This is a genomic window from Paenibacillus larvae subsp. larvae, assembly GCF_002003265.1.
GTDB classification, from domain to species: Bacteria; Bacillota; Bacilli; order Paenibacillales; family NBRC-103111; genus Paenibacillus_H; species Paenibacillus_H larvae.
In genome coordinates, this window is sequence record NZ_CP019687.1 from 2,564,212 (window position 1) to 2,582,378 (window position 18,167).

At 40.1% G+C, this 18,167-nt stretch carries 18 protein-coding genes and 1 pseudogene; 2 read left to right on the forward strand and 17 right to left on the reverse strand.

Annotated elements, in window-relative coordinates; all coding sequences use genetic code 11:
• Positions 1 to 212: 212 nt before the first annotated feature.
• The 10 genes from BXP28_RS13360 to BXP28_RS13400 all read right to left on the reverse strand — a co-directional run bounded on the left by BXP28_RS13360 (position 213) and on the right by BXP28_RS13400 (position 9,415).
• Positions 213 to 1,258 (reverse strand): IS630 family transposase gene (locus BXP28_RS13360; RefSeq protein WP_104932612.1). Its coding sequence is split into 2 segments (ribosomal slippage): positions 213 to 752 and positions 755 to 1,258, totalling 1,044 coding nucleotides; the frame shifts between segments, so codons are not numbered across the junction.
• 67 nt (positions 1,259 to 1,325) lie between these two features.
• On the reverse strand, positions 1,326 to 4,124 hold the full coding sequence (locus BXP28_RS13365; RefSeq protein WP_023484177.1) for a GNAT family N-acetyltransferase: 2,799 nt from the start codon (positions 4,122 to 4,124) through the stop codon (positions 1,326 to 1,328).
• Positions 4,121 to 4,609, reverse strand: coding sequence for a 3-hydroxyacyl-ACP dehydratase FabZ (gene fabZ, locus BXP28_RS13370; RefSeq protein ID WP_036655262.1), 489 nt, complete (start codon positions 4,607 to 4,609; stop codon positions 4,121 to 4,123). The genes BXP28_RS13365 and fabZ overlap by 4 nt, the downstream gene beginning before the upstream one ends.
• 6 nt (positions 4,610 to 4,615) lie before the next feature.
• Positions 4,616 to 4,903: a phosphopantetheine-binding protein gene (locus tag BXP28_RS13375; RefSeq protein ID WP_024093465.1), complete on the reverse strand. Its 288-nt coding sequence runs from the start codon at positions 4,901 to 4,903 to the stop codon at positions 4,616 to 4,618.
• Positions 4,904 to 5,025: 122 nt separating this feature from the next.
• Positions 5,026 to 5,772: a 3-oxoacyl-ACP reductase FabG gene (fabG, locus tag BXP28_RS13380; RefSeq protein ID WP_077585085.1), complete on the reverse strand. Its 747-nt coding sequence runs from the start codon at positions 5,770 to 5,772 to the stop codon at positions 5,026 to 5,028.
• A complete protein-coding gene (locus tag BXP28_RS13385; protein WP_023484174.1) occupies positions 5,765 to 6,715 on the reverse strand; it encodes an ACP S-malonyltransferase in 951 nt (316 codons plus the stop codon). Before BXP28_RS13385 ends, fabG begins: the two co-directional genes overlap by 8 nt.
• Positions 6,712 to 7,131, reverse strand: a complete 420-nt coding sequence (locus tag BXP28_RS13390; protein ID WP_036655264.1) for an acyl-CoA thioesterase — start codon at positions 7,129 to 7,131, stop codon at positions 6,712 to 6,714. Before BXP28_RS13390 ends, BXP28_RS13385 begins: the two co-directional genes overlap by 4 nt.
• A gap of 5 nt (positions 7,132 to 7,136) precedes the next feature.
• Positions 7,137 to 7,307, reverse strand: a complete 171-nt coding sequence (locus BXP28_RS24315; protein WP_235430717.1) for a hypothetical protein — start codon at positions 7,305 to 7,307, stop codon at positions 7,137 to 7,139.
• Between the two features lie 39 nt (positions 7,308 to 7,346).
• On the reverse strand, positions 7,347 to 8,291 hold the full coding sequence (locus tag BXP28_RS13395; protein ID WP_023484172.1) for an ABC transporter permease: 945 nt from the start codon (positions 8,289 to 8,291) through the stop codon (positions 7,347 to 7,349).
• A gap of 176 nt (positions 8,292 to 8,467) precedes the next feature.
• On the reverse strand, positions 8,468 to 9,415 hold the full coding sequence (locus tag BXP28_RS13400) for an ABC transporter ATP-binding protein (RefSeq protein WP_023484171.1): 948 nt from the start codon (positions 9,413 to 9,415) through the stop codon (positions 8,468 to 8,470).
• A gap of 336 nt (positions 9,416 to 9,751) precedes the next feature.
• On the opposite strand from BXP28_RS13400, the gene BXP28_RS24320 reads away from it, so the two are divergent.
• Together BXP28_RS24320 and BXP28_RS24325 are read left to right on the forward strand one after the other, a co-directional pair.
• Positions 9,752 to 10,321 (forward strand): hypothetical protein, encoded by a 570-nt coding sequence (locus tag BXP28_RS24320; protein ID WP_023484480.1) that lies wholly within the window; start codon positions 9,752 to 9,754, stop codon positions 10,319 to 10,321.
• Positions 10,296 to 10,859 (forward strand): Fic family protein, encoded by a 564-nt coding sequence (locus tag BXP28_RS24325; RefSeq protein WP_235430718.1) that lies wholly within the window; start codon positions 10,296 to 10,298, stop codon positions 10,857 to 10,859. The genes BXP28_RS24320 and BXP28_RS24325 overlap by 26 nt, the downstream gene beginning before the upstream one ends.
• A gap of 435 nt (positions 10,860 to 11,294) precedes the next feature.
• Here BXP28_RS24325 and htpG read toward each other — a convergent pair whose 3' ends face one another.
• The 7 genes and pseudogenes from htpG to BXP28_RS13435 all read right to left on the reverse strand — a co-directional run.
• Positions 11,295 to 13,178, reverse strand: a complete 1,884-nt coding sequence (htpG, locus tag BXP28_RS13410) for a molecular chaperone HtpG (protein WP_024093460.1) — start codon at positions 13,176 to 13,178, stop codon at positions 11,295 to 11,297.
• Positions 13,179 to 13,905: 727 nt separating this feature from the next.
• Positions 13,906 to 14,703, reverse strand: coding sequence for an ABC transporter permease (locus tag BXP28_RS13415; protein WP_036655268.1), 798 nt, complete (start codon positions 14,701 to 14,703; stop codon positions 13,906 to 13,908).
• Positions 14,704 to 14,707: 4 nt separating this feature from the next.
• Entirely contained in the window at positions 14,708 to 15,508 is an 801-nt protein-coding gene (locus BXP28_RS13420; RefSeq protein ID WP_036655269.1) for an ABC transporter permease, read from the reverse strand.
• On the reverse strand, positions 15,492 to 16,454 hold the full coding sequence (locus BXP28_RS13425) for an ABC transporter ATP-binding protein (RefSeq protein WP_311795094.1): 963 nt from the start codon (positions 16,452 to 16,454) through the stop codon (positions 15,492 to 15,494). The genes BXP28_RS13420 and BXP28_RS13425 overlap by 17 nt, the downstream gene beginning before the upstream one ends.
• Before the next feature lie 108 nt (positions 16,455 to 16,562).
• Positions 16,563 to 17,075 (reverse strand): TauD/TfdA family dioxygenase, encoded by a 513-nt coding sequence (locus BXP28_RS13430; protein WP_024093456.1) that lies wholly within the window; start codon positions 17,073 to 17,075, stop codon positions 16,563 to 16,565.
• Entirely contained in the window at positions 17,075 to 17,224 is a 150-nt protein-coding gene (locus tag BXP28_RS25175; protein WP_367869714.1) for a TauD/TfdA family dioxygenase, read from the reverse strand. Before BXP28_RS25175 ends, BXP28_RS13430 begins: the two co-directional genes overlap by 1 nt.
• 688 nt (positions 17,225 to 17,912) lie before the next feature.
• Positions 17,913 to 18,089, reverse strand: a pseudogene (locus BXP28_RS13435) (transposase); the annotation flags it as partial.
• Between the last annotated feature and the right edge of the window lie 78 nt (positions 18,090 to 18,167).

Here is an 18,167-nt window from a genome sequence, read left to right on the forward strand (position 1 = left end):
TTTCCCCTCCTCTCATAGTTGATTGCTATATTCTATGAATCTTTCACAGTTTTGTTTGGACATTTTGGTAGAAATGGAATACAATCCTTGGATCTTGATAACAAAAAAAGACGATTCATCACGCCACCTTCAGATGTGGGTGAATCCTCGCCTTAGAGGAGGGTTTAATGAATCCAAACTTATTATATAAGTTGAACGAAAGAAAATAGCAATCAAAGTCGCACGCACAGCCGGTCAATAATGGCATGAGGATGCTTCATGATTTCATCCATAAATTGCCCGACACGCAGACGGATTTCGGAAACGGCCGAATAGAATACGTTATTGATCACACTGGACTTGAGCCATTTCCAGAGTCCTTCTACGATATTTAACTGAGGGCTGTATGGAGGCAAGTACACAAGCTCAAGCCGATTTTTTTGCGCTTCCAGAAACGGCCGAAGCAGCTTTGCATGATGAATCCGGGCATTGTCCAAAACCAGAGCCAGTTTCCCTGTTGGATAAGTCGCCATGACCTTTTGAAGAAAGGAAAGAAACGTTTCAGCGGTGTACTGTTCATCTTCTTGCCAAACGATGTGTCCCGTTTCATAGTCAACCGTGGCCAGCAGTTTGACCCCACGATGCTTGCCCGTGGTTGGAATGATGCGTTGCTTCCCGCGAAGGAACCAGGTCTTCTGAATCGCCTGGTAGTCCCGGATCATCGACTCATCCTCGAACAGCAAGTGATCAATCTCCTCGTTCAGTAGCTTTTTTTCAGTTCAGGAAAGGTCGTTTCGGTGAAATGGCGTTGTTTCTTGGGATCTGCTGCTGCGAGCGTGTAGGTCGGTTTCGTATAGCTGAGCCCTAGCCGCTCCATGACCTTGGAAATGCCTCGGAGCGAATAGCAATGGCCCCATTCGCGTTCCACGTACGTGGCAATCAGTTCAAGCGTCCAGTTGTGCTTTGCCGTAAAGCCGACCTCATGGGGAACCGAATAGGCGACGGTTTGTTTCAAGCGATCCTGCTGCTGCTTCGTCAACCGAGTAGGAGCACCTGAGGAATGCTTGATTTGCAAGGCTCCCAGTCCACCGTTCTCGTACGTATGAATGTAACTGCTCACCGTCATTCGGTTTCGATTCAAAATGTCAGCGATCGCCTTCATGGATGTGCCTTTCAAATGCAAATAGATCGCTTGGTAGCGTTCATACATTCGGCGCTCTTTGGTTTGTTGCATGGCTGCCGTTACTTTTGCCAGTTCGGTATGTTTATCCATTGTCATCCCCACTTGTCTATTCTTGATCTGTTTCTTATTCGACAAATGGTTCCTTTTTCCTTGCCAAGGTTTGCTAAGAATATTGATTCAACTTATATAGTAGCATTTGTGAAAAATAAATACTCTCCTGCAGCGTTTCTCCAACGGCGAAATGAAATTGCAGATTTTCCCCCTCTTCACATGTAAACAGTCCGATTTGTATTCCTTTTTTAAACCATTCATAAACAGCCAGTTTTGTATTGGACGATGTAACGAAAATAGTCACATATAATCTATTAGCTAATTCGATAGTCATTTTACTGTCCAAGTATATTTTTCTATTTTGATTTTTCGGTAAAATAACGATTTGTTTTCCATTTTGCCAACCATACATTTTTTTTATATACGATTTTCCCTGCCGTCCCCAGAAAAAGTGAAAAACAAAATGTTTATCATCTTTTGTTTTTTTCATATTGACTTGCAGTACCGGAAGAGGATAACCCGTTAAATATTCAACTTGCCAAGTTCCCATGTCGCAGGAAAGCAGTTTTAGAACATGGCCTTTCAGATTTTTATCAGTAATTTGTATGTCTTGAACCCGGGGGTGTTCTGACATGGATTGAAAAACCAGACCTTTATCATTGAATGAATACGGAATATTATCAGGAATCATTAAACCCGGCAAAAAAATACATCCGTCCAATGAAGGCTTTGCTTTTCCAATCTCTTTGTCTTTATAAGCAACATTGGTAATTGCCCCCTGCCGCTTCCCAATTTTTATATCAAACCTGTTATTTTGAATAATATAATGCTGCTCTTCTTCCGTATGGATGATTTTTTCCTCTACCCAAATGGCGGCTGCACCTGACGGCAGAGCGGGTACATGTTTACTCTTTACTATATTCGCGTATACTTCTTCTACCTTTTCTTCAACCGTATAATAATGGGTTTTGCTCATATATTTGTCATTCGGGCCCTTCCCAAATATCAGTGCGGGCATCCATCTTAACCCGTATAATACACGTTCTGCCGTTCCTTCCCACATCATTCCTACTGTCTTATTTTGCTCTTCGAATACGGTATAGTTCATCCGGTATTCTTCGTTTTGAGCAGGTAAATCAAAACCATTCACATATTCAAAGTCATGCAAGGAAAACGGTTTTTCCCCGTAGATCATAGGAAACTTTATATCCTGCGTTTTCAAAGGCACGGTCATCTGAGCGGCATAAAGCATGCACCAGGGATAGATCTTTATTCTTTCTCCTGATTCGGCATAATCTTCTATTTTCAATGTTTTTTCCGAGAAAAAGGAGATATGTCGTTTCAAGCCTGTCTGCTGGTGAAAGATGTGAACACTGTCTTCCGAATGCTTGACCCATATAAGATCATTCAGCTTCGGTTCTTTCACGCCATTACAAAAGGGATAATCCAGATCCGGCCAGGCTTCTTGAGCTAACAGCTGTCCTGTTTTAAAATCATACAGATACATACATCCTGTTTTTTTATTTACTTTAGCACTTATATACATGCTTTCCAGGATCAGATGCTGGTCATCCTCGTATGTGTTGCAGTGCCCGTTTGTATGGACGGGAACTTGTATACTTGCCTTATCCGAATCGTTGTTTTGCCGGCCCGCGGCAGAAATCAGCAGGTTGGCAACTCCTTTAGTTCGGGCGTTTAATTCGAGTTCATGCATGACTTTTGAGCCGGATTCAACAACAAACTCTTCAGCTGGTTCCAAAACCGCCGCATCCAATACTTTTGGATTATCAGACTGAACTTGCAATGTATACATCAAATTTTCGCCGGAATTATTTTTTACGGTGACAGGGCAGATACTTTCCTTGCCGCTTAATAATTTGGGCGGTTCCTTCACATACACTTCCAAAGGAGCTTTAACGGTTACTCCAAAAAAGATATCCAGTTGAAAATCCTTTGTGTTTAACTTTGTAACCAGTTCACCTTCAAAGGTTTCGGTTAATTGGACTACATCTTCCCATTCATATAGCTGATCCGGATAAAAGGATCGGTTTGTTTCCGAGATGGTTTGTTTACCCAAAAATGCCGAGATGCCGGCTGTGACAGCTTCTTTAAAGTGATGCTGAAACACGTACCGGACATACACTTCCTGTCCTGCTGTCAGATCGTTGCCTTCCTTGATGCAGCTTGTAAAGAAAACATGCTTCGTTTTTACCTTTGTCATTTTTTGGCTTTTTACATCAATCCAGCCATTTACCTCTCTTGAACCAAGATCAATGGAATACTTGACCGTTTCAATACCATTTTCCAATATGGCATTACTGTTAAGATTCCGCATGGACTGTACCGGTTTGACCGTCTTCCATCCCCTTGATACCAAGGCTTCCTGATCGGCCGGTTGGAAAGCTTGCAAAAAATAACGGATTAGATACGGCAAATAACTTCGTAGATTTAAATAGCCGTCGTAATTTATGTAAGACCTGCTGGTCTGATAGAGCCCAACCCGTTTATAGAGAGACATGGCCAGCTTATCTTCCGGGTTCACTTCCGTATCAATGTATTGGATACCTTGCTGAATCAGTCTCCGGATAGCATAGGTAAAAAATTTGTCCGGAATACTTCCCGAACGAAACTCCGGGTGAATTAAAAAGTATCCGGCCCATGTTGCATCCGGTTCCGCCGCTCTTTGGCTTGACAAATTCGAGAATAATAACGTTGCAATGATGTCCCCTTTATACTCTGCTGCAAGATATAAATTGATTTTCCGTTCTTGAAACAGCTGTTTGATATCCTGCTCAGTTAACGGATACCCGTACTGGACAGGCCCGTACTGATACTTATTGTAAAATTGCGCCAAACGGTAACTGTCACTCTCTGTACATTCGCGAATGCCGATAGGCTCATTAGAAATCATACCGGTTCAGCCCTTTTAGATACTTGAATGCTTCCTTCCGCCACTTTCTTATTTTCCACGTACGCCTGAACTTCCACTTGGGAAATGAATCCTAATGACCGTCCTATTTGAACATGTAATTGCAGTTGATCTCCGGGTACAACGGGTTTTAAAAATTTCATATTGCGTAGAGATACTAAATATCCTACATATGAACTCGGGTCTACTTCCAACTTTTCGCCATTCATTTGACTGCCGTTTTTCTCCAATTCCCCTGTTACATAAACAACCGCTGTCATTTGAGCTAAAGCTTCAATAATGAGAGCTCCCGGCATAATCGATTCTTTCGGAAAATGGCCTTCAAAGAAAGGTTCGCTAATGGTCACATTTTTAATGCCTACTCCCCGTTTTCCCGGTTCCAATTCAATGACTTTATCCAGTAAAAGAAACGCCCACCTGTGGGGCAATAAATCCCGAATTTGATCTGCGGTTAAAACTGGCCTCACTCCACATCAACCCTCCTTGTTTTCTTCAATGAAATCTGCAATTTTATTAATAGAACCCAGCACTACCATATTTTCATCATACAAAGCTATTCCAAACTCTTCTTCGATAGCCAGTAAAAGCTCTAATGCATCCAGTGAATCTATTCCTAATCCTCTTCCGAATAATGGCTGGTCATCCGTAATAAGGTGCGGTTCAATATTCAAATCTAAGCGGTTTATAATAATTTCTTTAATTCTATGGGTTAGTTGTTTTCTTTCTTCAGCTTGGGTTTTTGTTTTTTCATACGTTAGCATGTCTCTATACCTCTCTTTAGCTTATTTAAATTTCCTCAAAGATTGAATCAATTTCATAACTTAAATATCCATCCGATATGAAATTGATAGATTTATACAATTTGTTATTATCGGGAAGTACATTAAGAGTGAATCAGCCCGCCGTCGATCGTATATACTTTTCCTGTAATATAGCTTGCATAATTTGAACATAAAAATGTGGTTAAGTATGCCACTTCCTCAGGCTCCCCCATTCGTCCAAGCGGAACAAACTTGAGCATTTGCTGCAAAACTTGCTGATTCATGCTTTTGATCATATCCGTTTTAATATATCCGGGTGCAACAGCATTGACGCGGATACCGTATTCTGCAGCTTCCAATGCCAAGGTTTTTGTTAATGAAATAATACCTCCTTTGGAAGCGGAATAATTGCTCTGTCCTTTTGCTCCCGCTATTCCGCTTGTGGAGGTTACGTTTAAAATAACCCCGCTTCTTTGTCTCATCATGATTTTTAATGCCTGGCGGCACGATAAGAATGTCCCCGTTAAATTTACATCCAGCACGCCGCTCCATTTTTCCTTGCTCATTATCGCCGCAAATCCATCGTTGGTCACACCCGCATTATTTACAACAATATCTATTCTTTTTTCCTGAGAGTGAATCTGTTGAAATAAATCATGAATAGACTGTTCGTCGGAAAGATCTGCCTGAACGGCAATTCCTTTACCGTCTTCTTTTCCTATTTCTTCCGCTACTTCTTCGGCCGCATGCCGGTTGCTTTGATAGGTAAAATAGACAGTTAGCCCATACCTGGCCAAATCCTTCGTAACCGCTTTCCCTATTCCCCTTGATCCTCCCATTACCAGCGCTACTTCATTCCCGTTAAACATCTGTGCATTCCCCCTTCCATTCTTTTTTCCATAATTCGGCCATTTTCTTCAGCTTCATAGGGGTTTCTGTAGAAAAAACGGATATATTCTGCTGGAATAACCAGCATAGCTTTGTTAAAGTATTTCCCGGACCTACTTCTATAAAATGTTCTATTCCGGCATCCAATAGTGCATTTATAGTTGTCTCCCATAGAATGGTTTCTGTACACTGAAGCTTTATATCTTCCAAAATAGCCCCTTCATCAACTGTTTTTTCTGCCGAACAGTTAAGAATAATAGGAATACGGGCCCGCTGCATAGGAAATGAATGTACATACTCCATGAACTCTGCAACCATTTCGCTCATTAAGCGGGAATGGAATGCTTGACTTGTGGCCAGCATTCTTACTTTTACGCCCGGTAGCTGGGAGATGTCTTTCTGGAATTGTTCCACATTGGCACTGGCACCGGAAAATACAACCTGTGTCGGGGAATTATAGGCCCCGATGTCAATTTGATACGGTTTGGCTTCCTCAATAATCTGTAAAATCTTTTCGCGTGTATTTGTCACAACCCCGAGCATGGACCCCGGGATCTTCACTTGGCTCATGGCTTGTCCGCGTTTACGGACAATGCGCAATGCGTCATTGAATGGTAATACTCCAGCCTCTACTAAAGCCGAGAATTGTCCGAAACTGTGCCCCGCAACCATCGATGCCCTTATATTCATGGATGCCAAAACCCGGGATATCCCTGTACTCACTGTTAAAATAGCCGGCTGTGCTACACTTGTCTCAGTTAATTGTTCCATCGGGCCGTATAAACATATTTTTTTCAAATCAAATCCTAATGTATCATTTGCCTCTTCAAATAACGGATTGAAAATCTCAGGAAACTTATCATAATAGCCTTTACACATACCAACGGTTTGTGATCCCTGACCCGGAAAAATAAAAGCAATCATGTAACTCCCTCCTCGCAAAATAATTGAACCATGTTTAACAGTTTTTCCGGCAGCCGGTATAACATTTGGCCTTCCGCAGTTGTTAATACATGCTTGGAAAACCCTTCTGCCAATAGGACACGGCCTTTTTTTCTAAACAGCTTATGATCAAATTCCAAATAAGCTTTACTCTTATTTCTCAAATAAGTCTCGACAATAACAATATCGTTAAATACGGCCCCCTTTCTGTATTTGCAGCCTATATCAATGACAGGAAAATAATATCCTTGCCGTTTTATATACCCTCCTATTTCTGAGTTCTGCAGGAGTTCAAATCTCCCCAGTTCAAACCAATGAAAGTAATGGGAATGATGGGCGACTCCCATAAAATCACATTCTCCAAACCGAACTTTGATTTCAACTTTTACCGGATTCAACTGCTTCACCTGCTTTTGGCGGAAACATGAAATTTCCGTATAGATATGGATAAAAACAAAATCCCCATGCCCATTAATGCAGCGGCTGAACCCAGAACAGCTGAAAATCCTTTATTGTAAATTAACAGGTCGTTAAATCCCCCCATTGCCCAGGCCGTAATGGTAATGTGCGCCAAATTCTGCATCCATTCCGGTTCGATATATAACGGCCACCATCAACCGCCCAAGGCAGACATCGATAACACGATTAAAATGGAAATCCCGTTAGCCTGTGATCTGGACTTGCAGATGGAAGCCAGCAGAATAGCCAAACTGGAGGACGCAAATGCCGTGCAAACTACTAATAGGGCTAATGCCAGAATGCTCTTTCCGAGCCACATGCCAAATACAAAATGGCCTACACTGAACAGCACGGCACATTGAACAATAGCCGTAATAAAACAAGATAACATTTTCCCCAAAATGATGGACAAGGAGTTTACGGGTAAAGTAAGAATTTTCCTTAACGTTCCATTCTCCCGTTCTTCTACAAAGGCACCTGCTGCTGATGCTGTTCCAAGAAGCACAAACATAACCGCATAACCCGGTACGTTGGATTCAAAGGGAGTGGGCTTATGTTCACTTTCCTCTGCTAATTCCTTCGACTCTACTTTCATATTCAACTGCGTTTGTGCAGAGGCTTGCTGCTGATCCGCTATCCCTTTTTCCAAATCCGATATGATTTGGGTAACGGCATTCGAAACAATGCTTGGTATGATGCGGTCCACCTTATCTTCAATTACGATAATTTTAGTCTCCATGCCCGAATAGGCATGTTGTGTAAAGTCTTTCGGAATGATAATGGCGGCTTTTTTGGTTTGAACCTCTTTTTTTGCCTCTTCTTCGGTATACGGCTGATTTGTGCCATCCGCTTTATAAGTTTCTTGGATGTCCAGTGCCGGTATATTTTTCAATTCTTTAACGACTTTCTCTGCTAACTCGCCATGATCTTGTACAACAATCGGAATTTTGAATTTCTCTGTCTTGCTGTCAAATACATTCGATAAAGCAAAACTTGCAACAGCAATAACAATGATTGGAGTAATGAATAAATAGATAAGACCAGGGATATCTTTTAGCAGTATCAATAAATCTTTCTTGGCTATGTACCAAGATTTCATCTTATCCCCTCCCCATATTTGTAATGCCTATCCCTTATGTTCAGGTCCATGCCATTCTTTGGCTGTAATGGAGGAGTTCAAATTGCCGGAGAACCCGTTGAAATTGTTCATCCCGTTCATCCCGTCTATCCGCCTCTTCCGGCTTTCTTACGGGGAACATGCCGCTGTTCTTCCATTCAAGCCCTCAATGTTTTTCCGGTCAGATGTAAAAAGACATGTTCCAGATTGGAGTTTTTCACATTTAAGGAATCAATTTGGACCTCCTCCTCCTGAGCAAGACTCATTACTTTTTGTGTGACCGCAAAACTGTCTGCACATTGAATCATGATTTTTTGACCCATCTGTGTAAAAGACTTGACCTCTTCAATCGATTGCACTTTTTCAATAAAGCTTAGGGAGGTATCCTCCATGACAAACTCCACATCATTTTCCCCATATTTTTTTATTAGGTTTTTAGGAGTATCTAAATCCAGAATCTCTCCTTTATCGTAGACGGCTACCCGGTCGCAGAGCGTTTCTGCTTCTTCCATATAATGAGTCGTATAAATAACGGTAATGCCCAGATCGTCTACAAGATGGCGAATACAGCTGAAAATATGATTTCTTGATTGGGGATCAATTCCGACTGTCGGTTCATCTAAAAAGACAACTTTGGGCTCATTTAACAAACCAATCACCAAGTTAATCCGTCTTTTCATTCCGCCTGAAAAAGAATCAATTCTCTTATTTGCCCAGTCTTCTAATTGGGCTAACTGAAGCGCTTTTATGATTTGGCTCTTTTTTCTGCTCCCTTTTAAGCCATACAAATCCGCATAGAAGGATAGATTGTCATATGCCGTTAAAGTAGGATACAAGGCTAAATCTTGAGGTACAATACTGACAACTTTTTTTATTTCGTGCCGGTTTTTGAGCAAATTGTACCCGCAAATTACTCCTTCCCCTTCATCAGGCAGCAGCAGTGTCGATAATATAGATATAAGGGTTGTTTTTCCTGCCCCATTCGGTCCTAATAACCCTATAATCTCCCCTTCGTATATGTCTAAATGTAAATCTTTAATAACCTTGTAATCGCCGTATGACTTATTCATGTTTTTAATAGAAATGATAGGGCTCTTGCCGTCCATATCTTTTCCTCCTTTCTAGTTCTGAACCAGAACCCGATTTTAAGACAAATTCGGTGCAGACAAGTGTGGGTATGCTCTTGATGCCGGGCCCCCTTTCAATAACAAGTCAAGCAGTAACGCTTAAACTTGCAGGTAAAAAATGTTGGTATAAACTGCGGCTTCAATTGGAAAAGGAGTGATCCAATTATGAGAAATTCTACTTAGAAATTTCTTCTAAGTATTATCTACCGTTATAATACACTTTTGCAGAAAATAAGCCAAAAAATTCAGAATTGCACTTTTTTTCTTTAATTTTATGCAAAAATCTTTTCTTTAAAGATGCCGGGAGGTTAGAAAATGGTACAAAAAACAGAATTATTGTATAATTTAATGTCAAAGGAGGGGAAAATAATGTATTTTTTTAACGAAAAGTTCAAAAATTTATCACTGAATTTAGAGACGGTAAGCTTGATCGGGAGAATTAATTATTATAAAGGATGGCTGGAAGTTTACGAAAAAGAATTTCCATGCATTTTGGAAAATCTGCATAAAGCAATAAAAATTCAACAGACACAAGATTTTTTAACGATGCATAAACACTTGAAAATAACCGGTAAAAGATTAAAAGAACTGTTTGCTTATAACAAAGCGCCGAAAACTGCTATAGAAGACGAGATATTGTGCTGCTATGATACATTAACCCTTATTCATAATAAATTTAAACATATATCTATCCAGCCAAGTTTTATTTTAGAAATTCATTTTCAGCTATTTAAATATGCTTCATCAGATAGCGGAACATGGAGAAAGAAAGAAACGGTAATTCCCGATAATCCACAACTAAAATTGCCTTTTTTTTTGTTGTCATCAACCAGTATCTTCTGTAAAAATACCTACATACATGGAACAATTATGCCGGGAATATAATGATTTAATAGAGGAAGGAGTAATTGATCCTTTAATATTAATAGCCCATTTTATTTTCCATTTTATTTGTATCTCTCCCTTTGAATATGGAAATGAAAGAATAGCCCGACTGCTTCTTTATCTCTTGCTTTTGAAAAGTAAACATTCCTTGGTGAAATACATTTCATTAGATAAATTAATAAAAAAATACAAAACCGAATATTTTGAATCACTAAAAAAATCTTCTGCCAACTGGGATTTTCAAGAGTACAATATAACCTTCATCTTACATTGTCTGCTTAATATTATTTTTGAAGCCTATACATTGCTGGATGCCGATTATCAAATGAAAAAAAATAAAAGTGATAAAATTAAAGTTTATATTATGAAGCAGGAAGCACCTTTTACAAAAGAAGATATACGAGCCGTATTTGCTGATGTGTCACAAAGTACAATTAACAAAGTGTTTGAGTGTCTCCAGAAAGAAAACGCCATAAAACTCCTCTCCCGGGGACGCAATGCAAAATGGATAAAAAACACAACCGAATCCATTTCATAAAACAACTGGTGAGCGTTTACAAATTATGAAATTGAGATAACCGTCTAATCATGAGGCAAGAGAAGCGGATAATCCGTCATCACGACACTGCTAGAATACGGTCCGTTTGTGCGGCAAACGGCATTCCAAAGACTACCCAAGCCCTGGACAACAAGAAGCAAACTATGGAGCCCTTTCGCTTCCCAATAGGAAGTCGGAAGGCTATTGTCCCCTGCGTGGCTGAAATTATCCTAAAACAAAAAAACTACCCTCCTTCACAATCAGGAAAAGCAATTTCACAACGCAGCGCCACTCTTTTATCCATTTTTTGACTCACTCCACAAGAGTCATTAAACCATAATTATCCATCTCCCAACAAAACTATTGAAAGATAAACATCAAATAACCCGACCTGGACCTTATTTCCAGCATCGGGTTATTCCTGCTTTTTAAGTCTTATGAAACCATTACTTTACAAATATCATTGGTGAATTCTACAGGATCGCTGACCGGCAATCCTTCAATTAAGAGAGCTTGATTATACAGCAGATTTGTATATAGATTCAGCTTCTCTTTATCTTTTTCATAGGCATCCTTTAAGGATTGGAAGACCTCATGATGGATGTTGATTTCCAGTACTTTGTCCGCTTTTACTTCCTGATTGTTCGGCATGGCGTTAAGTATTTTTTCCATCTCGATCGTGACTTCGCCCTCTGTTGAGAGGCATACCGGATGGCTTTTCAGTCTCTTCGATGCCCTGACGTTCTTCACTTTGTCCGCCAGTATATTTTTCATAGCTTCGAAGAGGTCCTTATTATCGTTCTCTTCCGCACCAGACTCTTTTTCGTTCTCATCCGGTTCAATGCCCAGGTCTCCGCTTGAAACAGATTTAAATTCTTTTTCTTTATATTTCATGAGCATCTTGATGGCAAACTCGTCGATATCGTCGGTAAAGTACAGGATCTCATATCCCTTATCGGCCACCAGCTCTGTCTGCGGAAGCTTCTCTATTCGATCGATTGATTCTCCGGAAGCATAATAGATATACTTCTGATCTTCAGGCATTCTCGATACGTATTCATCCAGGGTAACAAGTTTCTTCTCCTTGGAGGAATGGAACAATAACAAGTCTTGCAGCACTTCTTTATTCATTCCGTAATCGCTGTATACCCCGTATTTGAGCTGTCTGCCAAAGGAATTATAAAATTTCTCATATTTCTCCCTTTCATCCTTTAACAGGCTTTGCAGCTGGCTTTTGATTTTGTTCTTGATGTTTTTGGCGATCAGGCTTAATTGACGGTCATGCTGCAGCATCTCCCGCGAAATGTTCAGAGACAAATCTTCGGAATCCACCATCCCTTTAACAAAGCTAAAGTAGTCAGGAAGCAGGTCCGGACATTTATTCATGATCAAGACGCCATTGGAATAGAGCTCCAGTCCTTTCTCATATTCCTTTGTGTAATAATCAAACGGCGTATTTTCCGGGATAAATAAAATGGCATTATAGACTACGGAACCATCGGCACTGATATGAATATGCTTGAGCGGCTTATCAAAACCGTAACGTTTTTCCGTATAAAAATTCTCGTAATCTTCTGCCGTAAGCTCGCTCTTATTTTTCCTCCAGATCGGAACCATACTGTTGATAGTTTGTTCTTCCTGATATTCCTCAAGCTCATTTTCGTCGTCTTCTTTAGGCCTTTGCCCTTTTACATCCATCTTGATCGGATAGCGGATAAAATCAGAATATTTTTTGATAATCGCTTTTAAACGGTACTCTTCCAAAAATTCATCATATTGTTCTTCTTCGGTGTTTTGTTTCATTTTCAAAATAATCTCCGTACCTACCGAATCTTTCTCCCATGGCACAATGGTATATCCGTCGGCACCCTTAGATTCCCATTTAAACGCCTCGTCGCTGCCCAATGCCTTACTGATAACCGTCACTACATCCGCTACCATAAATGCGGAGTAAAAGCCGACACCAAACTGGCCAATAATATTGTGCCCGTCTTTCTGCTCATTCTCATTCTTGAATGTGAGTGAGCCGCTTTTGGCGATAACCCCCAGGTTGTGCTCAAGCTCCTCTTTCGTCATTCCAATACCTGTATCGGAGATGGTCAATGTTCTGCCAGGTTTATCAGCCGCTACTTTTATGTAATAATCTTCTTTATTGAATACCAATTGTTCATCCGTTAATGCTTTATAGTAAATTTTATCAATAGCATCACTCGCATTAGAAATAAGCTCTCTTAAAAATATTTCTTTTTGCGTATAAATCGAATTAATCATCATTTCCAGCAATCTTTTGGATTCTGCTTTAAACTGTTTTTTTGCCATAAATAAATCTCCTTTCAATTTGAAAATAAAGAACCGGCAATTTCTAATCGGTGTAGTAATATAACTAAGAAGTCGTTAAATTAGAATGTCACACTGTTAGCACTCCAATCTTTAGAGTGCTAATCCTTACTTTTATATAACATATACTAATTTTAGATGTCAATATATTCGTCATGAAAGAGCCTATTATGATGGATATCTGATCTTATTTCAATTTTCTTAAACAAGCAGGCGCTTATAGCGGGAAACGGGTGGTCATAACAAATAACATTTTATTACGTTTTCTCCGTGAAGTGTCAATTGCTGACGTGAACAGCTTCTGAAATTCTTCATACTTTCCCCCCTCCGAATTATGTTTTCGTCAATTAAGAAAATCCAGGAAAATAATTTCGATAAAAGAATGGTCATTTCCTGCTAATAAGAAATACCTAAATACGTCGTATTTGTAACGAAATGTGGAATTGCAGAAAAAAAGCTGCTCTCTCTATAATCGTTTGTACCAGGACGAACCATTTGAAAGAGGCAACTAAAAAGGAAGTGGACCACTGATCGAGTTGGTAGGATATAATGAAACCGGCATAATTTACCCTGATGCGAAAATGAGAGATATAAGATTCTGGTCAATATAAATCCAAAAGAAACGACGATAGGCGAATGTTTTTTTAATATTATCTGTTTCGATTAGTCTGTCTCACCAAACAGTTCAATCGTTCCGCTTTCCTTTCAATTACGAGTTCATCTTAATAACATTACTGGATTCATATCTCCTAAGTCCGAAGTAGAACACCATCACCGATATAACACAGATGATTAGCGCATATATCGCCAATTTGACAAACAAATCACCGTTTAGATCTCGTACAATCTCCACCGGGAACGCACCGATTAAACCAGCGGGAACAATCGTAAATAATAACAGACGTACAAAGCCGTCAAAAATGCCGTTCGGATACATCGAAAACGTGAGTAGCACCATGTTTGCCTGTTCTGCAAGTACATTAGACTTACCTAACCAAAAAGCTAAGCTTCCAACCAATGAGCAGAATGCGACGAAAATCAGTGCTACCAATACACTGCAACCCATCCAGAGAACAACAGCCTGCCACGTAAACTTTTTTGCAAATAGAAAGGCTATCACACCGAACGAGATATCACCCAAGGCTGCCACTGATGAACGTGAAATCAAGGCATACAGCATCACAGGACGAGGAAAAGATAAGTAGGTATCCATTTGTCCCATCGTGATCATGTTATTCAAGCGCGTTGCATTGCCAAAAATAGTTAGTGCAATGCCAAAGCCAGTAGTGACTGTAGCGAAGAGAAGGTACATCTCTGTCATACTCCAGCCCTTGATAGATTCAAAATGTTCAAAGAATAAGAGCCAAAATACAAAGTAGATCGCGTTATTTATAAACATAAATACAATCTGAATGATGAAATTGAATCTATATTCCATTGCGGAGGCTAAGTTCATTAGCCAAACTGACTTCAAAAAGCTCATTTCGCGAATAATCCCTTTGAGCATGGTCCTATCCTCCATTTAACGTTACTTTGCGAATACCGTTCCGATATACAATCGTCAACAGAATTACAAACACCAAACTCCATAAGACTTGGAAGCCTGCCACCTCCCAAAATCCGGCCCAACTAAAGTTAACAAACAGCTTCGCGGGAGCATAGATAATTAACCCGAACGGTAACAAATTTGCGGTCACCTTTAGCCAGCTTGGAAAAAAATCTAATGGAATTAAAACTCCTCCTAAAATGAATAAAATCTTCTGATAGATAAACAAAAAACTGGATATATCCTCCATTTTAAAAGCGAATAATCCTATTAGAGCACTGATGCAATAATCTAGGATCAACGCCAACAATATGGTGAGCAGGACAGGCAACAGGACCCATGGTTTGACAGGTATCAAACCGATCAAATAAGTAACCAGCATGCTCCCGGCGATAAAATTGATAACCAAACGCAAGAACGTATCCCCAAGCCCGTTAAAAAAGTGATACATAAGATAACTGTAAGGACGGTTAATTGAATAGGCTAGCGAGCCATCTCGCACTTCTTGTGCAATTGTCTGTGCCACCGACGTTTTACTCAGGATTATCGCCTCTGTAATCACCAGATACCAGATTGTCTGGATCAAAGTCATACCGGCTGACTGCTCTTCCCCGCCATAAGCGGTTTTCCAAAGTTGGATAAAAATATACAATATCATAAGGATGAACGTAGTTCGATAAACTAATTCACCGACATACGTTAAATTACTACGCAAATTCGTGAGAGTCACTGCCACGTATTTATCGACTTTACGATTGAGCCTCAATGGACATCGCCTCCTTCTCGTTATGCAAAGGTTGGGTGTTATAGATCGTGCGAATGATCTCCTCCATTGTCGGGTCATCTACGTTGAAGTCAGACACAGCATAACCATCAATTATTTGTTTCATGATCTGTGAAACTGAATCCGATCCGGTATTAACCCGTAACTTCACCGAATGCTGCGTGCTTTTGATCACTTCAACACCAGGGAGTGCGAACTCACCGTGTAAGGGCTCTGAAAACCGAACCTCGATGTTCTTATGCGTCAGGAAGCCTTTTTTTAGTGATGAAAGGGGATCATCAAATATGACCTCTCCATTATTTACCACAATTACTCGCTGACAGATGCTCTCGATGTCCCCAGCGTCGTGACTTGTTAGAAAAATAGTTGTTTTGTTAATTTCATTCATTGCGAGAATCGCTTCGCGAATCTGTTGTTTTGCAATAACATCCAAACCGATCGTTGGTTCATCAAGAAACACTAATTCAGGCTTATGCAAAAGGGAAGCTGTGATCTCGCACTTCATTCGCTGTCCAAGACTGAGTTTGCGAACCGGTGTGTTCAAAAAGTCCTGAAGTTTGAATAATTCAATCAACATATCGGCTTGTGCACGAAATTCTTTTTGATCCAACTCGTAAATCTTAGCAAGTAAATTGAAAGTATCTAGCGGAGGGAGATAATACCATAATTGGGCTTTTTGGCCAAAAACTGTACCTATGCGGTAAGCAAGTTGCCTTCTTTGCTTCCATGGGTTGAGGCCTAGAATTTCAGCTGATCCTGAGGAAGGGTATAGTAGGCCAGTCAACATTTTGATTGTAGTTGACTTCCCAGCACCATTGGGACCAATGAATGCTAGAATTTCCCCCTTTTCTACACGAAAATTGACGTTCCGAACCGCATCAACCGTTTTGTATTTCGGATTTAAAAGCGCTTTTAGGCTCCCTTGCATTCCAGGCTCCTTCTGTTTAACCAAGAACTGCTTGTTCAAATTGCTTACTATCATTATACTCATAGCCTAGGATTAAACCCCCATTCATGTACGGGTTGTAACATTACATCAATTTCGATAATCATTTGACGGTACACTACTGTATGGTTCCGCCATTCCAACGACAACGCGACGTTCTCCAGTAAATGGTGTACGACCATGAGCCATCAGCATATTGTCAAGCATCAAGATGTCCCCTTCCTTCCAAGGAAAAAGAATCGTCTCCTGTTTGTAACAATGACGGACCTCATCCAAAACCGAATCTTCTATAGATGAACCGTCACCATAGTACACATTGCGAGGCAAGCCTCCTTCTGAATATTCTGCTAATAGAAAATCACGAGTTATCTTGTCCAAACTGGAAATATGAAATAAATGCGCTTGATTAAACCACACCATCTCGCCCGTCCTGGGATGAACAGCAATAGCTTGACACACCTGATACGTCTTCAGTCGATCGCCCTGCCAAAAGAATTTTATGTTCTGTTCCCAACAAAATTGCTCGACAACCGACTTATCTTCCGTCTGAAATACATTTTGCCACGGCAGGTCCACTTCTTCTCCATAGTTGCGGACATACATCACCTTTTTTCTTTAAACATCTTTCTTATACTTGGATCAATACGCTCATATACTTTTCGACTGTCCGCGAGTTGAGTTTCCCCTCCTTTTTTTGCAGTTTGTACTGCATAAAACCAAATTTTTAACGGCCAATTGGTTGTGTATGACATTTCATTATGCAATGGAATGTACTGGTTCGCAGGATATCCGGTTGAAGTGTACGAGAAAACGGGTTCTAAAGCTATGCACTTAATTTTGACTTTGAATTCTGAAATTTATCATCGCGAACATCGGTACGATGCGCAATCAGCTTCAATAGACTTCGATTTAGAAACTATCACCCGTAAATTCTATCTGAGACTCCATCGATTCGCTTCTACGGAATTTGCATAAAATAAAAACTCCAAATCGCACACATGAAATTTCTTTGAAGTTGTTATCGCTATAACTGAAGATCCCTCATTATATCAACGATAAAGATAACAAATTCTGTTTCAGTAAATTTAGCATATTAAGACAATTTACGGTCGATCGAAACAATATATGACAAATCCTCCTCTTTTTGTTGTTGGTAGATTATCACAGGTAATTTTAAGTTTCAATCCAAATATTTGTAATTAATGACGTGATTTCGCTATAATGTCATCTTAAAGCCATTTCGAAAATGTCGCTTAGTTCAGAGATTGAAGTAGAATTGAAAGATGTACTTGAAATGGAGAGAAAATGATCGGAGTTTATTTGACGAATAACGAGGGCTTCAGTGTAAAGTAGATTCCACCGACTCTTTGACGAGTTTTCTTAGATGATTAATCTATTTTAATTATGGCTCAACATCAAAATCAGTGCTTGACAACTACTTCATATCCGATGACAGTTGCATTCAAGTAGAATGCCAGCTTTATAATGACTTCGATTTCGAGTGAAGTAACGTTGACGCTGAAAGGCCTTAATTCGGTTATGACGGCCTTCTGCGGTTGCATTTGTCCATCGACACTGATGGTAATTCACGATTTCTTCTTTCCAATTCCGCATGCTCGATGATCTTCTCGATGCTTTCGTCAGTAATCACCTCGACGTCAATAATCACGAATAGGGACGCGAATCGTCTCGCGT